Source organism: Gilliamella sp. X-57 (genome assembly GCF_057063565.1).
Genome location: NZ_JBXSQI010000005.1, coordinates 42,631 through 63,155, shown reverse-complemented (window position 1 = coordinate 63,155; position 20,525 = coordinate 42,631). Strand labels below are relative to the sequence as shown.

Below are 20,525 nucleotides of genomic sequence, written 5' to 3'. Positions count from 1 at the left end.
ATGTTTATTGATACACACTGTCATTTTGATTTTCCGCCTTTCACTGATCATCTGGCCGATTCAATAGCTAAAATTCACCAAGCAGATATTGTTGGGTTAATCATACCCGCAGTTAGTGCTAACTATTTTGATACTGTTTTACAACTTACAGATGATTATAACGAAATCTATGCCGCTTTGGGACTGCATCCTATTTATCACCATACCATAGCTGATTTAGAGCTGTTAACTAATATCGTTAAAACCAAACCTAAAAAATTAATTGCCATTGGTGAGATCGGACTTGATCGCTATGATTTAAGTATTGATTGGCAACAGCAGCTATCATTTTTTAGATCACAATTAGCGCTTGCTAAACAATTTGATTTACCCGTTTTGATTCATTCACGCAAAGCGCACGATATTATGTACCATGAATTACACCGTGCCAACCTACCTTGCCGTGGTGTAATACATGGATTTTCAGGTAGCTATCAGCAAGCTATGCAATTTGTTAAGCTGGGCTATTATATTGGTGTAGGTGGCGTAATTAGTTATGAACGAGCGAATAAAACGCGCAATACGATTGCTCAATTACCGCTAGAAAGTCTTGTGCTTGAAACGGATGCCCCCGATATGCCATTAAGTGGTCGTCAAGGTCAAATAAATCGCCCTGAATATATCGCAGAAGTATTTAAAATCTTGACTCAATTACGCAATGAGTCAGCAGAGCACATAATGCACACGATTTTAGCAAATACCTTGACGCTATTTAGTAGACTCAATAGAGCAAAAATCACACAAAGAAACTAAAATAACTTTATCATTATTATAGAATAATTTTATTAGACTCATGGCAGGTTTATATGACCAGGCAATTTTATCAACTATTTATTCAATCGATTACCTCTCTTTTATCAATGCTGCCCGCTGTAGTATTTTCGGTTTGGCACAATATTTCTGGGTCATTACTAGCTGGCTATCGGCAAGATAAACCTGTTAAAAATAAGAAAAAATCCAATAATAAGCAAATAATATTGTAAAATAGCATTCATCTGCTCTTTTTCTTAATAAAATAGGTAGTAAGAGAGCTTAATTTTCCGAGCTTATAGCCAACTGCTCATCCAGCATTTAAATTAATTTTAGGCAAAATTAAAATGAATAGCGAATTACAATTACCACCCTTTGTTTATCGAATATTACCATGGATTGCAGCATTTGCATTTTTTATGCAATCGCTTGATACCTCGATATTAAACACTGCGCTTCCCACGATGGCTAAAGATCTTAATGAATCTCCCTTAAATATGCAATCAGCAGTGATAAGCTATGCTTTAACCTTGGCATTATTTATTCCAGTCAGTGGTTTTTTATCAGATAAATTTGGCACTAGAAATATTTTTGTGATGGCAGTTTCACTGTTCACCCTTGGCTCATTGCTTTGTGCTTTATCCAATTCATTAATTTTTTTAGATATCTCGCGTGTTATTCAAGGTATTGGTGGCTCAATGATGGTACCGATATCACGTTTAGTATTAATTAAATCTTTTAAGCGTAGTGATTTTTTAGCCGCCTTAAATACTGCCACCATTCCCGGTTTAATTGGACCTGTTTTGGGACCGGTATTAGGAGGATATTTGGTTGATATGGTGAGTTGGCATTGGGTGTTTTTTATTAATTTACCCATTGGTATTTTAGGTGTGATAATTAGTTGGAAATATATGCCTAATCTAAAGGGTGAACGCATGCCTTTTGATCTGTTTGGCTTTATATTTATTGTGATTGCCTTTATTAGCGCCACTTTAAGTGTAGAGGTTTTAAACCAAAATCAGACATATGATTTTCCATTGCTACTTGCCGTAATCAGCTTCGTTTTTCTACTTATTTATTATGGGTATGCCAAAAAGAAACCAACCCCCTTATTCCCACTATCACTTTTTCAGATCCATACGTTCAAAATAGGCATTATTGGCAATTTAATTTGCCGATTAGGTATATCTGGTGTGCCTTTTTTAATTCCATTGTTGTTACAAGTCGGTTTTGGCTACTCGGCTGTTTTTGCCGGTGTGATGCTAATGCCAATGGCCATTGCATCAATTTGTACTCGAATTTTTATTCCACGTATTTTAGCTCGTTTAGGCTATCGTTTTGTGCTCGTTGCTAATACCATTTTAGCGGGCATCATGATTGTTTTAATGTCTCTACTAAATTTATCGACACCCCTTATCTTAATCAGTTTATTGTTATTTTGTATAGGTGGTATTAATTCTATGCAATATACCGCGATGAATAGCATAACTTTAGCGAACTTAGAAAACAAAAATACGAGTAGTGGTAATAGTTTAATGGCAGTTAATCAACAACTTGCAATCAGTTTTGGTACAGGATTTGGTGCAGTTTTACTGCGATTAATTAGCAACTCAACTGGTACTATTCACGCATTTCAATTAACGTTTGTTATACTCGGTGTGGTTACAGTGCTATCAAGCGTTATTTTTGCGCAACTAAAAAAAGAAGACGGCCAAAATCTAATCACCCATCACCAAGAAACAAGGAGATAAGTATATGTTTCAGTATCAAATCATCCCCGTTACCGCTTTTCAAGAAAACTGTAGCATTATCTGGTGTGATCAAACCATGGAAGGCGCACTGATTGATCCTGGTGGTGAATCAGAACTACTGAAAAAAGCCGTTGAAAAACTAGGCGTAAATATTAAACAGATTTTATTAACCCATGGACATTTAGATCATGTGGGTGCGGCAACCACATTAGCTCAATATTATGATGTAAAAATTATTGGACCAAGCCAAGAAGATGAATTTTTGCTAACAAGTTTGCCACAGCAATGCATACAATTTGGTTTTCCTCATACTGACAGCTTTTTACCCGATCGTTGGTTAAAAGAAGGCGACCAAATTCAAGTAGGTAACATAACCCTTGATGTGCTTTTCTGCCCTGGTCATACTCCAGGACATATTGTTTTTATTAATCATTTGGATAAACTAGCTTTTGTCGGCGATGTATTATTTAAAGGCAGTATTGGACGAACTGATTTTCCTCGAGGCAACCATACCGATTTAATTTCATCAATCACTAACAAATTATTACCACTTGGTGATGACTTTATTTTTGTACCAGGACACGGCCCTATGTCAAGTTTTGGTCATGAACGAATCAGCAATCCTTACTTAGTTTAAGTAGAACCTTATTTTTTGTTATCACGCTCTTTGTATTGGGCTGTGATAGCAACAATTTAACCTATATGTAAACTTTTTATATAAAAAATAGTTTACATTGAAATACATTGCGCTATTATAGTTCTACTATTTATGTATCAAAGGTAGAAAATAATGAAACAACAAATTACTTCGTATTATCCAACATTTATCACGACACTGGTTAATTTATCTTCTTGGCAACGTAAGCTATTGACTACTACCAGTGCAGCATTACTTTTAGGATTAGCGGCTAATATTAGTATTCCAACTTACCCTGTTCCATTTACACTACAATCATTGGCGGTATTGTTAATTGGTGCTTTTTTAGGTCGTAAATTAGGCGCATTAGCAATAATCCAATACCTTTTTTTAGGCGCAATGGGATTACCGCTATTTGCTAATGGCAGTGGTGGGATTATGGCATTAGCGTCACCTTCTTCTGGTTACTTATATGGCTATGTATTTAGTGCCTATTTAGCCGGTTTTGCAGCAGAAAGAGGGTATGATCGTCGCTTTATTTTAGGCTTAATTGCATTCGCTTGTGCGCATCAATTGTTATTTGTATTTGGTGTTGTCTATTTAATGGGCTATTTACACATTACACTTATTGATGCGTTAAAAGTAGGTTATTTTCCATTTGTTGGTATTGATGCACTTAAATTTATTATTGCAACTTGTGTAATGTTTTCACTATGGCGTTATCGTGCTAAAAATAAATAATATTCAAAGTGGCGATATCATCTTTCAAAGCCTTAACGAAGATGATGATTTTAGTGACGCTATAAACCGTTCTGGTGCAGTGCCTAACATGGATGAGATAACAAAAAATATCAATCATGTCGGTTTATATATTGGCAATAATAGCGTCATTGAAGCCACACAAAAATATGGCGTGATTGAACAATCTTTGACTGACTTTGTTGGTGCGGCTAGACGTAATATCATTGGTAGAATCCATGATTTGGCTGTTATTCAAAATGCATTAAAGCGAGCTAAACATTGCTTAGGTTCACCTTACAATCATAGCTTTAATCAAAATACAGATGGGTTTTATTGCAGTGAGCTGATTACTTATGCTTTTAAAACTAAACAAGGTAGTGATTATTTCGCATTATATCCAATGAATTTTAAGGATGTAACGACAAATCAAATTTTGCCTTATTGGATTGATTATTATCGCGATCTAAAACAGAGCATCCCACAACAAGAGCTTGGTTCGCATCCCCAACAATTACTCAGACAAAAACATTTATTCAAGACAATCCTAACACTTGAATGATTATAAAGGAGGCAAGTTCATACAAAAAAAGCATTTAACTATTGACATAGCGCCATAAAATCTATAATATGCGCGCTACATTTCGGTTCCTCCATAGTTCAGTCGGTAGAACGGCGGACTGTTAATCCGTATGTCACAGGTTCAAGTCCTGTTGGAGGAGCCAACTTCTAAATTCCAAAATCATCTTAGATAAATTACCTCTACCAAACTTCTTTTTTCTTCCAAATTTTTATCCTGTTGATATCAAAAGTCTATATTGTATTTGCGAAAAAATTATTCATAATAATTCAATAATAAATTTATCTTTAGATATATATAATGTCATTGAACCATGATTTTTGGTGATAATATTTATAGGCAAGGAACCTTTATTAATGCATATACATTTTATTATTCATGAAGCTTTCGAAGCACTCGGTGCCTATGAGCTATGGGCTAGCATGCATCATCACTCCATAACCTATTGTCGCGTTTATCTTGGTGAACCACTTCCTAATTGCATTGATGATATCGACTTTCTTATTGTTATGGGTGGTCCACAATCACCGTCAACAACCAAACAAGAGTGTGCTCATTTTGATTCTATAGCAGAACAAGCTGTGATCTTATCAATGATAAATGCCGGTAAAATAGTTATTGGCGTGTGTCTAGGCGCTCAATTAATTGGTGAGGCGTTAGGCGCAAGTCATGCCCAAAGCCCAGAAAAAGAGATTGGAAAATTCCCAATTACATTAACGCAACTGGGTAAAACCAACCCTCTATTTGCTGATTTTGGCAATACATTAGAAGTCGGTCATTGGCACAATGATATGCCTGGTTTAACCCAAGATGCCCAAATTATAGCTTATAGTGCAGGCTGCCCTCGGCAAATCATTGCTTATAATGACTTCGTTTATGGATTTCAATGCCATATGGAGTTCACGCCTGAAGTCGTTGAATTGCTGATTGCCCATTCGCAAAAAGAGCTTAAACAAGCTGCAAATTACCGCTTTGTTGATACGCCTGATACGCTTCGCTCGCATGATTACACGACAATGAATCAAAAACTTTTCGCTTTTCTCGACAAGTTGAGCGAGCATTATCAGTCATCTTTAGAAAAATAACTGATTATATATTGTAGATAAAGGAATGGAAAATATGAAGGATATCATTGTCGATAAACCGATAAAACGCAGTAAATTCAGGCTAAAATTAGGCAAAGAGTATTTTATTTTAAAGAGAAAATTTGAGTGGTGGCGGCATCGTCACGCCTATAGTACTGTCGACATCAATAATAATACTTGTTGTTATTCACACAAAAAACATCAGTCTGTTTTATTAAGGCAACTAAAAGATGTTGATATGTATTTACAATATAATAAAATTACTAATCTTAGATTAGCCATTGAAAAACTTAATGGTTCAATCATTAAGCCCAATCAACGTTTTTCGATCTGGCAAAAAGTAGGACGCCCATCGAAAAAACGAGGATTTTTAGAAGGACTATCATTACATAATGGGCAGATAGGCAAAGACATTGGCGGAGGATTATGCCAATTAGGTAATTTGATTTATTGGATCGTATTACATTCTGATCTCACCATTATGGAGCGTTGGCGGCATAGTTTTGATGTTTTCCCCGATATCAATCGTACGATTCCTTTTGCTTGTGGCGCAACCTTGTCTTATAACTATGTTGATTTACAATTAATCAATAAAACCAATACCACCTACCGGCTTAATCTTTGGCTTGATGATCAGTATTTACATGGGGAATTACTTGCTGATACCCCCTTAACTCATCATTATGTAATCCTAGAAACCGATCATCGCATTGAACAACAGTGGTGGGGAGGCTATACCAGACATAATAAAATATGGCAACGCAAAACACATTTAATTGATAACCATGTCGAAGAAAAGCTCATCAGCGAAAATCACGCCATTATGATGTATACCCCATTTATCGCAAGTAATGAAAGCTAATTGGAAAAATAATAATCCCCCTAATTGCAGATAGCCACTAACTATCTAAGTGATAGTTTGAGGGCTATACTAATAGCTCGTATACTCACAAGATAAAGTAGTTAATAATACCTAATATATGAAAGGAGCAAATTTCATGGCTTATACTTTACCTCCCTTACCTTATGCTTATGATGCATTAGAACCTTATATTGATTCTGAAACAATGCATCTTCATCACGATAAACATCATCAAACCTATGTCAACAATGCCAATGCTATCATTGAAACTTTATCTGCTGAAATTAAAGAATTTAGCCCAAGCGATTTATTAAAAAATTTAGATAAAGTACCCGCTGATAAACTTACAGGCATTAAAAATAACGTAGGTGGTCATGTTAATCACACTCTTTTTTGGGAACTATTAAAAGTCGGTACCGAACTTAAAGGTGAACTTAAAGCAGCCATCGAAAAAGATTTTGGTTCAGTTGATGCATTTAAAGAAAAATTTGCAGCAGCGGCAGCCACTCGCTTTGGATCTGGTTGGGCTTGGTTAGTATTACAAAATGGTAAACTTGAAGTTGTTTCAACAGCTAACCAAGATTCACCATTAATGGGCGAAAAATTTGCTGGTGTTTCTGGTACGCCTATCCTAACGCTTGATGTTTGGGAACATGCTTATTACTTGAAATACCAAAATCGTCGTGTTGATTACATCGGTGCATTTTGGAATGTGGTTAACTGGGATAAAGTTGCTGAGCTATATGCTGAAGCAAAAAAATAATTCGGTTGCACTCATTATTTTCAACTTAAAAGATGGCGCTTGTTGCGCCATCTTTGCTTTTCAAACCAATACTTCATTTATCAACTTCAAGCCAAAAATGGCAATTGGCAATTGCTAAATTATGCCCAAATCCGCTACAATGAACGCTTGTTAAAAAAATCATGAAACTGAGCAAACCAATTTAAATCATGTTTGAAATTAATCCTGTTAAATCAAAGATAGCAGAACTTACCGAACGCACGGCTGTGATTCGGGGGTATCTTTGACTATGATCTAAAAAAAGAACGGCTCGAAGAAGTTAATGCTGAATTAGAGCAATCTGAAGTTTGGGCCGACCCCGAAAAAGCACAAGCGTTAGGTAAAGAGCGCGTTGCACTAGACGAAATTATCAATACTATCAATTCGTTAAATCAAGGTCTTGACGATGTTGAAGGTTTACTTGAGCTGGCTATTGAAGCGGACGATCAAGAGACTTTCGATGAAGCAAATAGCGAACTTGAACAACTAGAAAAAAAACTGGCCGGACTTGAGTTTCGGCGTATGTTTTCAGGCAATTACGATAGTGCAGATTGTTATTTGGATATTCAATCTGGATCGGGCGGTACTGAAGCACAAGATTGGGCTGAAATGCTACTGAGAATGTATTTGCGTTGGGCTGAATCAAAAGGCTTTGCAACCGAGGTAATGGAAGTCTCTGATGGCGATGTTGCCGGTATTAAATCAGCAACTATTAAAGTATCCGGTGATTATGCTTACGGTTGGTTACGTACTGAAACAGGTGTGCATCGCCTTGTCCGTAAAAGTCCATTTGATTCAGGCAATCGACGTCACACCTCGTTTTCGTCAGTATTTGTTTATCCTGAAATTGATGATGATATTGATATCGACATTAACCCAGCTGATCTTCGCATTGATGTATACCGTGCATCGGGTGCGGGTGGACAGCATGTGAATAAAACTGAGTCTGCTGTACGTATTACCCATGTGCCAACCGGTATTGTGACGCAGTGTCAAAATAACCGTTCACAACATAGCAATAAAGATCAAGCCATGAAACAGTTAAAAGCAAAACTGTATGAGCTTGAGATGCAGAAAAAAAATGCCGAAAAACAACAGATGGAAGAAAACAAATCTGACATCGGCTGGGGTAGTCAAATTCGCTCTTACGTACTTGATGATTCGCGTATTAAAGATTTACGCACTGGCGTTGAAACACGTAATACACAGGCCGTATTAGATGGCAATTTAGATCAATTTATTGAAGAAAGCTTGAAAGCAGGGTTATAAAAACAGCTTAGTTATAAATAAAAGGGAAAACTATGTCAACACAGCAGCAAGAGCAACAAAACCAAATTGAAGAGTTAAATAACGAACTAAAAGTACGTCGCGAAAAGCTCGCTCACCTTCGGGAACAAGGTGTTGCTTTTCCTAATGATTTTCGCCGTGATGCGATTTCCAATGATCTCCACAAACAGTATGGCGATAAAACTAACGAAGAACTTATTGAAAACAAAATTACTGTAACAGTTGCTGGGCGTATGATGATGCGCCGTATTATGGGTAAAGCGTCGTTTGTTTCTTTGCAAGATGTTGCTGGGCAGATCCAACTTTATGTTACCCGCGATGATCTCCCTGAAGGTTTTTATAACGAACAATTTAAAAAATGGGATTTAGGTGATATTGTCGGTGCGAAAGGCTACCTATTTAAAACGAAAACAGGCGAACTTTCTATTCATTGTGAAGAAATTCGCTTATTAACCAAAGCACTACGTCCATTACCTGATAAGTTTCATGGACTTGCCGATCAAGAAATGCGCTATCGTCAACGTTACTTGGATCTTATCACCAATCAAGAGTCAAGAGAGACGTTTAAGGCTCGTTCAAAAGTGGTTAGCGAAATCCGTAACTTTATGCTTGAACATCACTTTATGGAAGTTGAAACTCCAATGATGCAAGTCATTCCAGGTGGAGCATCAGCTAAACCATTTATTACGCATCACAATGCACTTGATTTAGATATGTATATGCGTATTGCACCCGAACTTTATTTAAAACGTTTAGTTGTTGGTGGTTTTGAGCGTGTTTTTGAAATTAACCGTAACTTCCGTAATGAAGGCGTATCGCCAAGACATAATCCAGAATTTACCATGATGGAAATGTATATGGCTTATGCTGATTATAAAGATCTAATTGTGTTAACAGAAGCCTTATTCCGTCGTTTAGCGATTGCCGTGACAGGTGATGCTGTTGTGCAATATGGCGATCATACCTTTGATTTTGGCAAACCATTTGTAAAAATGACGATGCGTGAAGCCATTTGCCATTATCGTCCTGAAACCAATAATGCCGATTTAGATGATTTTGAAAAAGCGTGTACCATTGCGCAATCTATTGGTATTAAGATTGAAAAAGGCTGGGGACTTGGTCGGGTTGTCACTGAAATTTTTGAAGAAGTGGCTGAAGCAAATTTAATTCAACCAACGTTTATTACTGAATATCCTGCAGAAGTATCACCACTTGCTCGCCGTAACGATGACAACCCATTTGTTACTGATCGATTCGAATTCTTTATTGGTGGTCGTGAAATTGGTAATGGATTTTCAGAACTTAATGATGCGGAAGATCAAGCACAGCGCTTTGCTGACCAAGTGTCACAAAAAGATGCGGGTGATGATGAAGCCATGTTTTATGATGAAGATTATATCACCGCACTTGAACACGGCTTACCACCTACAGCAGGACTTGGGATTGGTATTGACCGCACCGTGATGCTATTTACCAATAGTCATACTATTCGTGATGTTATTTTATTCCCGACTATGCGTCCAATCAAATAAATAACTTTTTATTAAAAACACACTTATTTTATGATAAGTGTGTTTTTATACTCAAACACTTTTATACTCAAACACATAGTTTCCTGAAACTTTTTGACAAACAACTGTAATAACCATATAAAAACCTTCACTTTATCACGGATAAGCAGCTTATATCATAAATAAAATTGTAAAATGCATTGAATAAAAACAGGCAACATAATTTTATACATAAGTTGTGTACTAACTATGAGGTATCTACCTACCTATTCAATTTTTAGGTTATATTTTTTGTAAAAAATATTCAGGAGTCTATACCGTTTCGTGATTAATTAAGCATTTGTAGCATCAATTAGTAATAACCATGGTATCAATCAACAATTCACAAAATAGCTTGCCCACCAATGCATAAGAAAACAGAAAGAGATGGTGACTTTAATGAAAATGGGATATGCACGTTTAAGTGATATTTTTGTAAAAAATATTCAGGAGTCTATACCGTTTCGTGATTAATTGAGCATTTGTAGCATCAATTAGTAATAACCATGGTATCAATCAACAATTCACAAAATAGCTTGCCCACCAATGCATAAGAAAACAGAAAGAGATGGTGACTTTAATGAAAATGGGATATGCACGTTTAAGTGATATTTTTGTAAAAAATATTCAGGAGTCTATACCGTTTCGTGATTAATTGAGCATTTGTAGCATCGATTTGTGATAACCATGGTATCAATCAACAATTCACAAAATAGCTTGCCCACCAATGCATAAAAAAACAAAAAGAGATGGTGACTTTAATGAAAATGGGATATGCACGTTTAAGTGATATTTTTGTAAAAAATATTCAGGAGTCTATACCGTTTGGTGATTAATTGAGAATTTATAATAATAGGTTAACATAGCCATATTATGGCTATCGTTGACTATAAATATAGTCAACGAAATGTGAATTAATTTAGTGGCTATCAGTCGGTTTAACTTGATGTGGTAAGATCAGATTTAACACAATGGCTAAAATACCGCACAAACTGATACCTTGTAGAGCATATGACCCAAAATCAAAAATCATTCCACCAATCCCAAAAACTAAGACTAATGAGACAATACACATATTTCGAGGCACGGATAGATCTACTTTATGTTTGACTAAGATATTAATGCCTACTGATGCAATTGAACCAAACAATAGCACCATAATTCCCCCCATGACTACAGTTGGAATTGATCCTAAAAATGCACCGATTTTACCAATAAAAGACATTAAAATAGCCCAAATTGCCGCCCATGTCATAACGCGAGTTTTAAAATTACGCGTTAATGTAACCGCACCAATCACTTCGGCATAAGTAATACAAGGTGGTCCACCAAAAAATCCAGCTGTCGAAGTTGCTAATCCATCACCGAGTAATGTGCGCTGTAAACCAGGATCACGCGTATAATCTTTACCTGTAACAGTACTAATTGCCATAATATCACCAACATGTTCAATGGTTGGTGCAATCACAATTGGCAGCATATACAAAATCGCTTGCCAGTGAAATTCAGGAAACGTGAAATCAGGTACTTTAAACCATGGTGCATCAATCACCGGTTGAAAATTGACAATACCAAACAAACAAGAAAGCGCATAACCAACCACAATACCGGAAATAATTGGTAATAATTTTAAAAACCCTTTTGCCCAAATAGCCACCACTAAAGTTGTTAATAGTGAAGCCATTGAAATAAGAATCAATTGATAATTTTCTGCTTGCAGGCCACTATCTTTACCCATTGCCATCCCAACAGTAACCGGTGCAAGTGATAAGCCAATAACCATAATAATTGGACCGGTCACAACCGGTGGTAAAATGCGGTCAATAACATCACTACCATTCATTTTGACTAAAAAAGCAAAAAGCATAAATACAAAACCAGCGGCAACTAAACCACCTAACGTAGCGGGGATCCCCCACTGAGCAACACCAAATGAGATAGGGGCAATAAAAGCAAATGATGAAGCTAAAAATACCGGCACTTTACCTTTAGTGGTTAATTGAAATAGTAAAGTACCAACTCCAGCAGTAAACAGCGCTACATTTGGATTTAACCCCGTTAACAACGGTACTAACACTAATGCACCAAATGCGACAAATAACATTTGTGCGCCAGTAAAAATATCCTGCCAAGAATGCTTATGCAGAGATGTTATATTTTTTGTTTTGTCTGTTGTGATATTGCTCACATCGCGCCTCTCTTACTTAACTAATTTGTTGTATAACTTGCCTAATTGACAGGCATAAAAAAACCGGATTAACCGGTCTAAAATTTGAGATTTTATTTTGTGCCGAAGATTTTATCTCCAGCGTCCCCAAGTCCTGGCAATATGTAGCCTTTTTCGTTCAACCTCTCATCGATTGATGCGGTATAAAGTTCAACGTCAGGATGAGCTTGCTCAAGCACTTTAATGCCTTCTGGTGCAGCAACCAAAACTAATACTTTAATATTTTTACAACCTGCTTTTTTAAGCAGATCGATCGTCGCAACCATAGAACCGCCTGTTGCCAGCATTGGATCAACAACCAAAGCCATTCGCTCTTCAATATCAGAGGTTAACTTTTGGAAATAAGGAACTGGTTCAAGTGTCTCTTCGTTACGGTAAAAACCCACAACGCTAATTCGGGCGCTTGGTATATGTTCAAGCACACCATCCATCATACCTAAACCTGCACGTAAAATTGGTACTACCGTAATTTTTTTACCTTTAATTCGTTCAACTTCAACAGGTCCACACCAACCATTTATGGTGACTTTTTCGGTAGGAAGATCAGCCGTTGCTTCATAGGTCAATAAACTGCCAACTTCGCTGGCAAGATCACGAAAGTCTTTGGTGCTAATATCGTGTTCGCGCATTAATCCAATTTTATGGCGTACAAGAGGGTGTTTTACTTCAACTATTTTCATGGAGGGCCTCAGTGCTATTTTCTATAATCTGTTAGTCGGTATAAATAACCACTGAGCGATAATTCTAACATAGTTATCATTTTATGAAAACCTCGAATTAACAAGCTATCGACGATATAACTATCGATAAAAAAATAAAAAATAGGAAATTTAATCATAAAAAGCAGTTTTATTTTCGTTTTATTTTCATTAGAATGGTTGTCAGTTATTAAATAAACAAAGAATATGGGAATGAATTGGTTTATTGATTGTATTACAATAAATTATGGAAATTTTGATGGGCGAGCTTGCCGTGAAGAATATTGGATGTTCTCTTCGATCTATATTGTTCTAATTATTTTGATGATAATTATTGATAATATGATAAAAAATAACCTCGTTTTAACTTTGAGCTTGACGTTGGCTTTATTTGTTCCTAATTTCGCAGTTACAGTACGCCGTTTGCATGATGTTGATAAACCGGGTTGGTACTTTTGGACTGCAACACCTTATACGCTATTAAAACTTATGTGTACCGATTCAACTCCTGGTCCTAACCAATATGGTGAAAACCCTAAAGGTTTATAATTTACTCATAACATTATCACTAAATGTGGTAAGGTTAGATGATTCTCAATCCGACTTTCTGTTTTATCAAATACTTTCGCCGTCTAAATACTCAACCGGCAAATCAATCACTTTTTTATCAATTTGTTCACCATTAATCCGTTTTAATAACAGCTCTGCGGCAATTTTTCCCATTTCAATTCTTGGAGTCTGTATAGACGCCAATTTTGGGTTCATAAATTGACCAATTTGATGTCCATGAAATCCAACAATCGCTATCTGTTTTGGCACTTCAATTCCCATCCGCTGACATTCAAATAATACCCCCAAAGCTAAGTCATCATTAGTACTAAAAATACCGTCAACACAAGGAAACTCTGTTAAAATTTGATGCAAAAATCTCGCCCCTAATTGGTAAGACGACGCTTCTTTAGTTGCTAGCGTTCGTGGGGTTAATCCTGCTTCTTCCATTGCCTTTTCATAACCTTGTTGACGAATAATACTCCGTTGATCTTGCCTTGCACTAAAATAGACAATATTTCGACGCCCTTTAGTTATCATGCGCTGAATCATCTTTTTAGTCGCAGTAAAATTATCAAATCCAACCGCCATATCAATGCAAGGTGAAACACTATCCATAATTTCAACCACAGGTATGCCCGAAATTTCAATCATTTTTAATGTTGCTGGAGTATGTGTTCTTTCGGTTAAAATTAATCCATCAATATTATAAGAAAGTAATGATCGCAAACGTGATTCTTCTTTTTCTGCACTATAGCCAGTATGGGTAATCATGGTTTGATATCCCCGAGCATCCGTCACCGTTTCAATCCCTTTTAAAATATCAGCAAAAACTTGATTGGTAAAAGAAGGAAACACAATACCAATTGCATTGCTTTTAGCATTAGATAGCATATCAGGGGCTTTATTTGGAATATAGCCTAGCTCATCTATCGCGGCTGAAATTTGTAATTGAAGAGGTTTAGAGACCAAATTAGGATCACGTAAAAAGCGGCTAACTGTCATTTTACTAATCCCAATTAAATTGGCGATTTCTTGCAAACCCGTTCGACGTTTTTTATGGCTATTCATTCACTTTTTCCGGTAGTCTTGGCTGCCAATCTATGGCTGCTTTGCCTTGTTGTATAATAAGATCATTTGCTTTTGAAAAATGCTTACAGCCCAAAAATCCACGGTGAGCAGATAACGGTGATGGATGCACTGACGTTAATACATGGTGCTTTTGACGATTAATAAACTGCCCTTTTTTTTGTGCAGGTGATCCCCACAATAAAAAAACCACACCCTCAAGATGCTTATCAATTGCGGCTATCACATGGTCAGTAAAGGTTTCCCAACCTATTTTTGCATGAGAATGTGCTTGCCCTGCTTCAACAGTGAGCACATTATTTAATAATAATACGCCTTGAGTCGCCCAAGAAGCTAAATAGCCATGAGAAGGAATTGTAAATCCATCAATATCTGTTGATAGCTCTTTATAAATATTCATTAACGATGGCGGTGGCTTAATTCCCGGTAAAACAGAAAATGAAAGTCCGTGAGCTTGATTAGGTCCATGATAAGGATCTTGCCCTAAAATTACGACTTTGATTTGATCAAATGGCGTGAAGCGAAACGCATTAAACACATCATGCTGGGGTGGATACACAATCTTACCATTAGCGCGCTCAGATGCCACAAATTGCATTATATGTTGAAAATAGGGCTTCTGTTTTTCACCACCGATAACGTCATGCCATGTTAATTGATTACTCATACAATACCTATATTCTAATTTTATATGACTCAACAACACTATTTGCTGATTACAATAATTATACCTAAAAATCATAATAAACCTAATGCTAATCAGCTTAAACCTCACTACAGCAAGATTATTAAATATTCAGTTAGACACGCAATACAACCAAGTATTTAATGCTTCAATATTAATGACATATTTTTACAAAATTTTAAATCACAATCAGTTTGGCTAAATCGAATATTAAGTTGTGCTCTTTTATTGTTAAAAAGACAATTGATAAGGAGGAATAAATAAAAAAATAATTAATGTAATAAATAGTTTTCATACAATCATAACTAAAACACTAAACAAAGGTATTACTTATTGAATCGATAGCTTTTTTTGACTTTAATCAAATATTCAAAGTGCTATATTAACCCTAATTATTTTAGGGCAATAAGGCCCCGTTAGGAGGATTTAAAATGATTACAGGTATCCAAATTACTAAAGCAGATAATGCAGCACTTCTTAACTCTTTCTGGTTATTAGACGACGCGACAAAAGAAGCGCGCTGTGTAGCTGCTAAATCAGTTTATAAAGAAGATCAAGTGATCCCGACTGCAGAACTAGGTCAATTCGAATATCGTGAAGTTCCATTAGATGTTGCCCCAACTATTAAAGTTGAAGGCGGTCAACATTTAAATGTTAATGTACTTCGCCGTGAAACATTAGAAGACGCTGTAAAAAATCCTGAAAAATACCCACAATTAACTATTCGTGTTTCTGGTTATGCGGTACGTTTTAACTCACTAACTGCTGAACAACAACGCGATGTTATTGCTCGTACATTTACAACGAAAATTTAAGTGCGACAAGAGGCGCACTTGTACGCCTAACTCTTTGATTTTTAATCAAAAGTTAGGTGGGCTATTAAGGTGAATAACTTTAATTAGCCACCCCTCGCAATATCTGAGTAGGACGGTATACAATGTCCGAAAGGATATTGCACAACCTATATTCGGTAAAGAATTTACCTTAGTCTGTGGGAGACAAATCTCATAACTAAAGAACAAAATTCTTTGGACAATTCAATTAATCCTATCTGATATTCTGGAAGATTCCAAGGAGTTCAATAAGAAATTATTGAATCGACCAAGGAAACGAAAGAATCCATCAGCATATAGTTTAAGCTAGAATTGACCTATTGTGAAGTTATAAGTGCATAAGCTGTTATTATCATTGTTGAAGTACAATTACTGATAAATGAGGTAAACGTGCGAGTCAACCTGTTATATGACTAACAGTAGTCTAGGGATAGTGCGAAACTGGCAACGGTTTGGTGCGGAGCTTCCTGACAATGTACCCCCTTGAGGAATAGCAAGGTTAATGTTTATCGTGAGGTAACACTAAGTAATGGCAAGTAGCATGCCATGAGGGGCTAGGCTAAATAGAAAGATGAACGTAAGTGAATTGTTGATAAACGTCGTGATCGTTAAAGAGCTTAAGCTACTGACAAGCTCTAACCAAAATGGTATATAGTGGGATATCTCTTTTTAGATTGGGGATACGTCATCATAACACTATCGGCGAACAGACAGCATCTTAACTATTTGTGTGATAATAATGGAACTTGGTAAGCCTGTATTTCCGCCTTAGGGCAGGTAAAGCGCAAGCGATACTGATGGGGGTGCAGGTAAAGGAGGTTAGAGAAAGCGAATGATTGGCTGTAATGGCTGATATAGGGTATGAAACATGACCCAACTCGAAAGGGTGCAGACTTCTGACTGGTCTTTCATCGTAAGATGTGGGCTAATCCTTTATGGTCATTTCTTCGGGAATGATTGGGTGAGGAAAGGAAACAGGCAAGTGAAAACAAGCCCATTTCCCTACTCTAACAATTCACCATGTGACAGAGAAGTAGAATTTATTTGGTAACCTGAATAATTCTTCTGACTGTTCACGACGAAGAAATTATTCATACCAAACCAAGTAGATTTCTGCTTATTTCTGTTACTACAGGAGTAAGTATGAAAGAGTACACTAAGTTTAACGAAAAAGTTAAAAGTAGTCCAGCTCCAGCGACTCCTGACATGAATGAGCTATGGCACAATATTGATTGGGTTAAAGCAACAAAACATGTTAAGGGATTGCAGGTACGGATTGCGAAGGCAACAATTGAAGGTGACTACCGTAAGGTCAAACGCCTACAAAGGTTACTAACACGCTCAACGTATGCTAAGCAATTAGCGGTTCAAAGAGTGACAGAAAACAGAGGTAAAAGGACGGCAGGCGTTGACAAGGTAACATGGTCAACGCCAATGAGTAAATGGAAAGCCATTGCAACGCTGACAAGTAAAGGATATAAACCCATGCCGTTAAGGCGAGTTTATATTCCCAAGTCTGACGGAAAGAAGCGCCCTTTAGGCATTCCGACCATGAAAGACAGAGCAATGCAAGCGCTGTATTTATTTGCTTTACAGCCTGTAGCCGAAACGACAGCAGATAAAAACTCGTATGGGTTTCGTATCAATCGCTCAACGGCGGATGCGATAAGCCACGTGCATAAGATATTTTCACGCAAAGGGCGTCAAATGAGACAAACGGCGCAATGGGTATTGGATGCCGATATACAGGGTTGCTTTGACCATATTAACCACGATTGGTTAATCGAAAATATTCCGATGAATAAACGGATATTATCAAAATGGTTAAAATCGGGTGTAGTAGACATGGGACAGGTCAAGCGGACGGAAGAGGGTACACCACAAGGGGGTATCATCTCACCAACTTTAGCAAACATGGCACTAGACGGCATAGACGAGCTATTAACCAAACACTTTGGTGTAATTGGAAATAGACAACGGCGAGCCAATAAGGTGTATATGGTTCGATATGCGGACGATTTTATTATATCGGGGAGTTCGAAAGAATTACTTGAAAATGAAGTTCTGCCAATAATGCGGGAATTTTTAAAAGAGAGGGGATTAACCTTATCGGAAAAGAAAACTCACGTTGTTAATATCGAGCAAGGGTTTGATTTTCTTGGTTGGACGGTGAAATCATTTAAAGGCAAATTGTTGATTAAGCCAAGTAAAAAGAATGTGAAAGCATTCTATCGCAAGGTGAAAGAAACAATCAGTGCTATGAAGATGGTTAAACAAGACATATTAATAGGAAAGTTAAATCCAATGTTAAGGGGATGGGCTAACTATCACCGCAGCATAGTTGCTAAAGAAACGTACAGTAAAGTAGACTATTTAGTCTGGCAAGCGATTTGGCGATGGTGTTGTCGAAGACACAGTAACAGGCGGAAACGATTTGTTAAAGCGAAATACTTTACAAAGATACAAAGCAGGGACTGGATATTTGGCACACATACAACGAATCGGCACGGTGAAAAGATATGGACTGAATTACTGTTTTGCAGTAGGACAGAAATTAAACGTCATGTAAAGGTAAAATCGGAGTACAACCCATTTTTACCCGAATGGGAATTATACGGTGAAACATTATACCAAAAACGGATGTACGAGGATTATTCGCACAGAAGTCAATGGCAAAGGTTGTATAAGGAACAAAAAGGGCGTTGTGGATTATGTCATCTTCCTATCACAAAAGAGACGGGTTGGCATGACCACCATATCATATACCGTGTAAATGGCGGGGATAATAAGCTGAAAAACAGGGTTTTATTACATCCTGTATGTCATACTAAAGTTCATGCACTGAAGTTAGACGTATTGAAACCGACTTAGCAATAAGTTAATAGAAAGGCTTGAGCTGTATGCGGAGAAATTCGCTCGTACAGTTCTTAGGGGGCGGCGACACAGTAATGTGTCGTTGCTACCCGACTTAAATCGGGTTTAAGTTTTATAAAGGATAATCTAAGTAATTAGGTTATCCTTTTTTATAACTTAAATATCACAATATGCTAACACAGTAGTTATTATGCGAAAAAGCATCTATTGATCGTAGATACTTTTTATGCTTGATGACATTCAACCCAACGTAAGTACTGTCGCCAGAAAGGATCGAACTCACATTCAATTTTAACTGATAACGTATTATATCGGTTTGTTATCTGTTGTACTAATTGAAGTGCTGAGTGTTTATTTCCTACATGCCATAACATATTTCTTACACCTTGACTAAAACTGTTTTGACAATGAATACCTCGCTTATCAGCACGTAATGCAAGATTAATAGCATCTTCTAATTCATAAACAGCTGAAAGAGTCTCTTTACTATCAATATCAACGATAACATTAAGTGCATAACAATAATTTTCATGCCCAACCAAAGAATTAGCCGCTTCATTACGATGCACTAACATTTTAAGATCCGTTAATTCAAATACAATCCATTGATCCTCTTGAGCATTAAGTACACCTGTGTGTTTTAAATCTTCTTTCCATAACCGATCAAAAATAGTTACAAATTGGTTAGCAGGAACTGTCGCAACATTCTGATCTGTCTTTAAAAACTCAATAGATTCTACTCTAATAGCAAAATCATATTCACCCAATAGATGATCGAGATAAATCAATGCCATCGTTTCTGCTTGTTTTATCATATCTTCGGGAACAGTCTTAGCGAACATAATGCCAATAGATATTTTACGATAACTTTCTTTATATTGAATTAATAAATCAGTTGCACCTAATGAGAAAGAACTCTCTTTAGATTTTATAACAAAGGTATCTACATTATTAATGCGCTGACGAAATGCTTCTACTTCGAAAAACTGAAGATCAGGTGCTTGTCGGGAAATTTCCATTACATACTCGAATCGATCAATTTTTCCATCCGCGGTAAAAATAATTTTATGCTTCTTAGTATCCCCTACAGTAATTTCAGCAATGACATCTAACTGATTTTCATCTAATAGCTTATTGATATTTTCCATTATATCGATAAGTTCAAGTTCATTAAGAGATTGTTCAGATTTCTTTACCTGTTGCCAAAAATCGTGAATTATCACACTTAAATGATCTTGTGAGCTTTGTTTCTCTTTTGGTGTGTCTTTAATATCAGGCGGTGATTTTTTCCAAAACTTTTTAAAAAACATATATATTATTCCCTTCATGTCATTAAAATCATACAAAACTAATATTAATAATTTAACTAATGTATACTATATTCATTTAAAGTTAATAACTATCAATTATCTAATAAGATTATTAATTTAAATATTGCTGTAAAGAAATTTTATTTTATGGAAATGGAAAAGCAAAAAATATTAAAATTAAACAATAAGATAAAAATAAA

At 36.4% G+C, this 20,525-nt stretch carries 18 protein-coding genes, 1 tRNA gene and 1 pseudogene; 15 read left to right on the top strand and 5 right to left on the bottom strand.

The window, feature by feature from the left end; translation table 11 throughout:
• The 12 genes and pseudogenes from ACYIAL_RS03825 to lysS all read left to right on the top strand — a co-directional run bounded on the left by ACYIAL_RS03825 (nt 1) and on the right by lysS (nt 10,042).
• A complete protein-coding gene (locus ACYIAL_RS03825) occupies nt 1-792 on the top strand; it encodes a TatD family hydrolase (RefSeq protein ID WP_483751026.1) in 792 nt (263 codons plus the stop codon).
• A gap of 95 nt (nt 793-887) precedes the next feature.
• A pseudogene (locus tag ACYIAL_RS03820) lies at nt 888-1,022 on the top strand (bile acid:sodium symporter); the annotation flags it as partial.
• Nucleotides 1,023-1,136: 114 nt separating this feature from the next.
• A complete protein-coding gene (locus ACYIAL_RS03815) occupies nt 1,137-2,540 on the top strand; it encodes a DHA2 family efflux MFS transporter permease subunit (protein ID WP_483751025.1) in 1,404 nt (467 codons plus the stop codon).
• 4 nt (nt 2,541-2,544) lie between these two features.
• Nucleotides 2,545-3,177 carry an MBL fold metallo-hydrolase gene (locus ACYIAL_RS03810; protein WP_483751024.1) on the top strand — a complete coding sequence of 211 codons (633 nt, stop codon included), beginning with the start codon at nt 2,545-2,547 and terminating at the stop codon, nt 3,175-3,177.
• A gap of 153 nt (nt 3,178-3,330) precedes the next feature.
• Nucleotides 3,331-3,918 (top strand): biotin transporter BioY, encoded by a 588-nt coding sequence (locus ACYIAL_RS03805; RefSeq protein WP_160402367.1) that lies wholly within the window; start codon nt 3,331-3,333, stop codon nt 3,916-3,918.
• Nucleotides 3,902-4,477, top strand: a complete 576-nt coding sequence (locus ACYIAL_RS03800) for a YiiX/YebB-like N1pC/P60 family cysteine hydrolase (RefSeq protein WP_160402366.1) — start codon at nt 3,902-3,904, stop codon at nt 4,475-4,477. The genes ACYIAL_RS03805 and ACYIAL_RS03800 overlap by 17 nt, the downstream gene beginning before the upstream one ends.
• 87 nt (nt 4,478-4,564) lie before the next feature.
• A tRNA-Asn gene (locus ACYIAL_RS03795) sits at nt 4,565-4,640 on the top strand.
• 211 nt (nt 4,641-4,851) lie between these two features.
• Nucleotides 4,852-5,580 carry a type 1 glutamine amidotransferase gene (locus tag ACYIAL_RS03790; RefSeq protein ID WP_483751023.1) on the top strand — a complete coding sequence of 243 codons (729 nt, stop codon included), beginning with the start codon at nt 4,852-4,854 and terminating at the stop codon, nt 5,578-5,580.
• Nucleotides 5,581-5,614: 34 nt separating this feature from the next.
• Complete coding sequence (locus ACYIAL_RS03785; protein WP_483751022.1) at nt 5,615-6,442, top strand: VanW family protein; 828 nt, start codon at nt 5,615-5,617, stop codon at nt 6,440-6,442.
• Nucleotides 6,443-6,578: 136 nt separating this feature from the next.
• Entirely contained in the window at nt 6,579-7,205 is a 627-nt protein-coding gene (locus ACYIAL_RS03780; RefSeq protein WP_091350432.1) for a Fe-Mn family superoxide dismutase, read from the top strand.
• Between the two features lie 188 nt (nt 7,206-7,393).
• Nucleotides 7,394-8,492 (top strand): peptide chain release factor 2 gene (gene prfB / locus ACYIAL_RS03775; protein ID WP_160402362.1). Its coding sequence is split into 2 segments (ribosomal slippage): nt 7,394-7,468 and nt 7,470-8,492, totalling 1,098 coding nucleotides; the frame shifts between segments, so codons are not numbered across the junction.
• A 32-nt stretch (nt 8,493-8,524) separates the two neighbouring features.
• Entirely contained in the window at nt 8,525-10,042 is a 1,518-nt protein-coding gene (gene lysS / locus ACYIAL_RS03770; protein ID WP_160431826.1) for a lysine--tRNA ligase, read from the top strand.
• 937 nt (nt 10,043-10,979) lie between these two features.
• On the opposite strand, the gene ACYIAL_RS03765 is transcribed toward lysS, so the two are convergent.
• Both ACYIAL_RS03765 and upp read right to left on the bottom strand, forming a co-directional pair.
• Nucleotides 10,980-12,248 (bottom strand): solute carrier family 23 protein, encoded by a 1,269-nt coding sequence (locus ACYIAL_RS03765; protein ID WP_202115447.1) that lies wholly within the window; start codon nt 12,246-12,248, stop codon nt 10,980-10,982.
• Between the two features lie 92 nt (nt 12,249-12,340).
• Nucleotides 12,341-12,967 (bottom strand): uracil phosphoribosyltransferase, encoded by a 627-nt coding sequence (upp, locus tag ACYIAL_RS03760; RefSeq protein WP_483751021.1) that lies wholly within the window; start codon nt 12,965-12,967, stop codon nt 12,341-12,343.
• 231 nt (nt 12,968-13,198) lie between these two features.
• Between upp and ACYIAL_RS03755 the strand changes: the two genes are divergently transcribed.
• Nucleotides 13,199-13,534: a DUF805 domain-containing protein gene (locus tag ACYIAL_RS03755; protein ID WP_483751020.1), complete on the top strand. Its 336-nt coding sequence runs from the start codon at nt 13,199-13,201 to the stop codon at nt 13,532-13,534.
• 66 nt (nt 13,535-13,600) lie between these two features.
• On the opposite strand, the gene gntR is transcribed toward ACYIAL_RS03755, so the two are convergent.
• Both gntR and ung read right to left on the bottom strand, forming a co-directional pair.
• Entirely contained in the window at nt 13,601-14,605 is a 1,005-nt protein-coding gene (gene gntR / locus ACYIAL_RS03750; RefSeq protein ID WP_483751019.1) for a gluconate operon transcriptional repressor GntR, read from the bottom strand.
• Nucleotides 14,598-15,290 carry a uracil-DNA glycosylase gene (gene ung, locus ACYIAL_RS03745; protein ID WP_483751018.1) on the bottom strand — a complete coding sequence of 231 codons (693 nt, stop codon included), beginning with the start codon at nt 15,288-15,290 and terminating at the stop codon, nt 14,598-14,600. Before ung ends, gntR begins: the two co-directional genes overlap by 8 nt.
• A 449-nt stretch (nt 15,291-15,739) precedes the next feature.
• On the opposite strand from ung, the gene grcA reads away from it, so the two are divergent.
• Both grcA and ltrA read left to right on the top strand, forming a co-directional pair.
• Nucleotides 15,740-16,123 (top strand): autonomous glycyl radical cofactor GrcA, encoded by a 384-nt coding sequence (gene grcA, locus ACYIAL_RS03740; protein ID WP_065566106.1) that lies wholly within the window; start codon nt 15,740-15,742, stop codon nt 16,121-16,123.
• A 1,224-nt stretch (nt 16,124-17,347) separates the two neighbouring features.
• Nucleotides 17,348-19,012 carry a group II intron reverse transcriptase/maturase gene (gene ltrA, locus ACYIAL_RS03735; RefSeq protein WP_483751046.1) on the top strand — a complete coding sequence of 555 codons (1,665 nt, stop codon included), beginning with the start codon at nt 17,348-17,350 and terminating at the stop codon, nt 19,010-19,012.
• A 227-nt stretch (nt 19,013-19,239) separates the two neighbouring features.
• Here the strand turns inward: ltrA and ACYIAL_RS03730 are convergent, their stop codons facing one another.
• Complete coding sequence (locus ACYIAL_RS03730) at nt 19,240-20,325, bottom strand: hypothetical protein (protein ID WP_483751017.1); 1,086 nt, start codon at nt 20,323-20,325, stop codon at nt 19,240-19,242.
• Between the last annotated feature and the right edge of the window lie 200 nt (nt 20,326-20,525).

Excerpts from the sequence above, each read along its gene's own strand:
- ACYIAL_RS03825 (WP_483751026.1), top strand. The coding sequence starts at position 1 with ATGTTTATTGATACACACTGTCATTTTGATTTTCCGCCTTTCACTGAT.
- ACYIAL_RS03815 (WP_483751025.1), top strand. The coding sequence starts at position 1,137 with ATGAATAGCGAATTACAATTACCACCCTTTGTTTATCGAATATTACCA.
- ACYIAL_RS03810 (WP_483751024.1), top strand. The coding sequence starts at position 2,545 with ATGTTTCAGTATCAAATCATCCCCGTTACCGCTTTTCAAGAAAACTGT.
- ACYIAL_RS03805 (WP_160402367.1), top strand. The coding sequence starts at position 3,331 with ATGAAACAACAAATTACTTCGTATTATCCAACATTTATCACGACACTG.
- ACYIAL_RS03790 (WP_483751023.1), top strand. The coding sequence starts at position 4,852 with ATGCATATACATTTTATTATTCATGAAGCTTTCGAAGCACTCGGTGCC.
- ACYIAL_RS03785 (WP_483751022.1), top strand. The coding sequence starts at position 5,615 with ATGAAGGATATCATTGTCGATAAACCGATAAAACGCAGTAAATTCAGG.
- ACYIAL_RS03780 (WP_091350432.1), top strand. The coding sequence starts at position 6,579 with ATGGCTTATACTTTACCTCCCTTACCTTATGCTTATGATGCATTAGAA.
- lysS (WP_160431826.1), top strand. The coding sequence starts at position 8,525 with ATGTCAACACAGCAGCAAGAGCAACAAAACCAAATTGAAGAGTTAAAT.
- upp (WP_483751021.1), bottom strand. The coding sequence starts at position 12,967 with ATGAAAATAGTTGAAGTAAAACACCCTCTTGTACGCCATAAAATTGGA.
- ACYIAL_RS03755 (WP_483751020.1), top strand. The coding sequence starts at position 13,199 with ATGAATTGGTTTATTGATTGTATTACAATAAATTATGGAAATTTTGAT.
- gntR (WP_483751019.1), bottom strand. The coding sequence starts at position 14,605 with ATGAATAGCCATAAAAAACGTCGAACGGGTTTGCAAGAAATCGCCAAT.
- ung (WP_483751018.1), bottom strand. The coding sequence starts at position 15,290 with ATGAGTAATCAATTAACATGGCATGACGTTATCGGTGGTGAAAAACAG.
- grcA (WP_065566106.1), top strand. The coding sequence starts at position 15,740 with ATGATTACAGGTATCCAAATTACTAAAGCAGATAATGCAGCACTTCTT.
- ltrA (WP_483751046.1), top strand. The coding sequence starts at position 17,348 with ATGAATGAGCTATGGCACAATATTGATTGGGTTAAAGCAACAAAACAT.
- ACYIAL_RS03730 (WP_483751017.1), bottom strand. The coding sequence starts at position 20,325 with ATGTTTTTTAAAAAGTTTTGGAAAAAATCACCGCCTGATATTAAAGAC.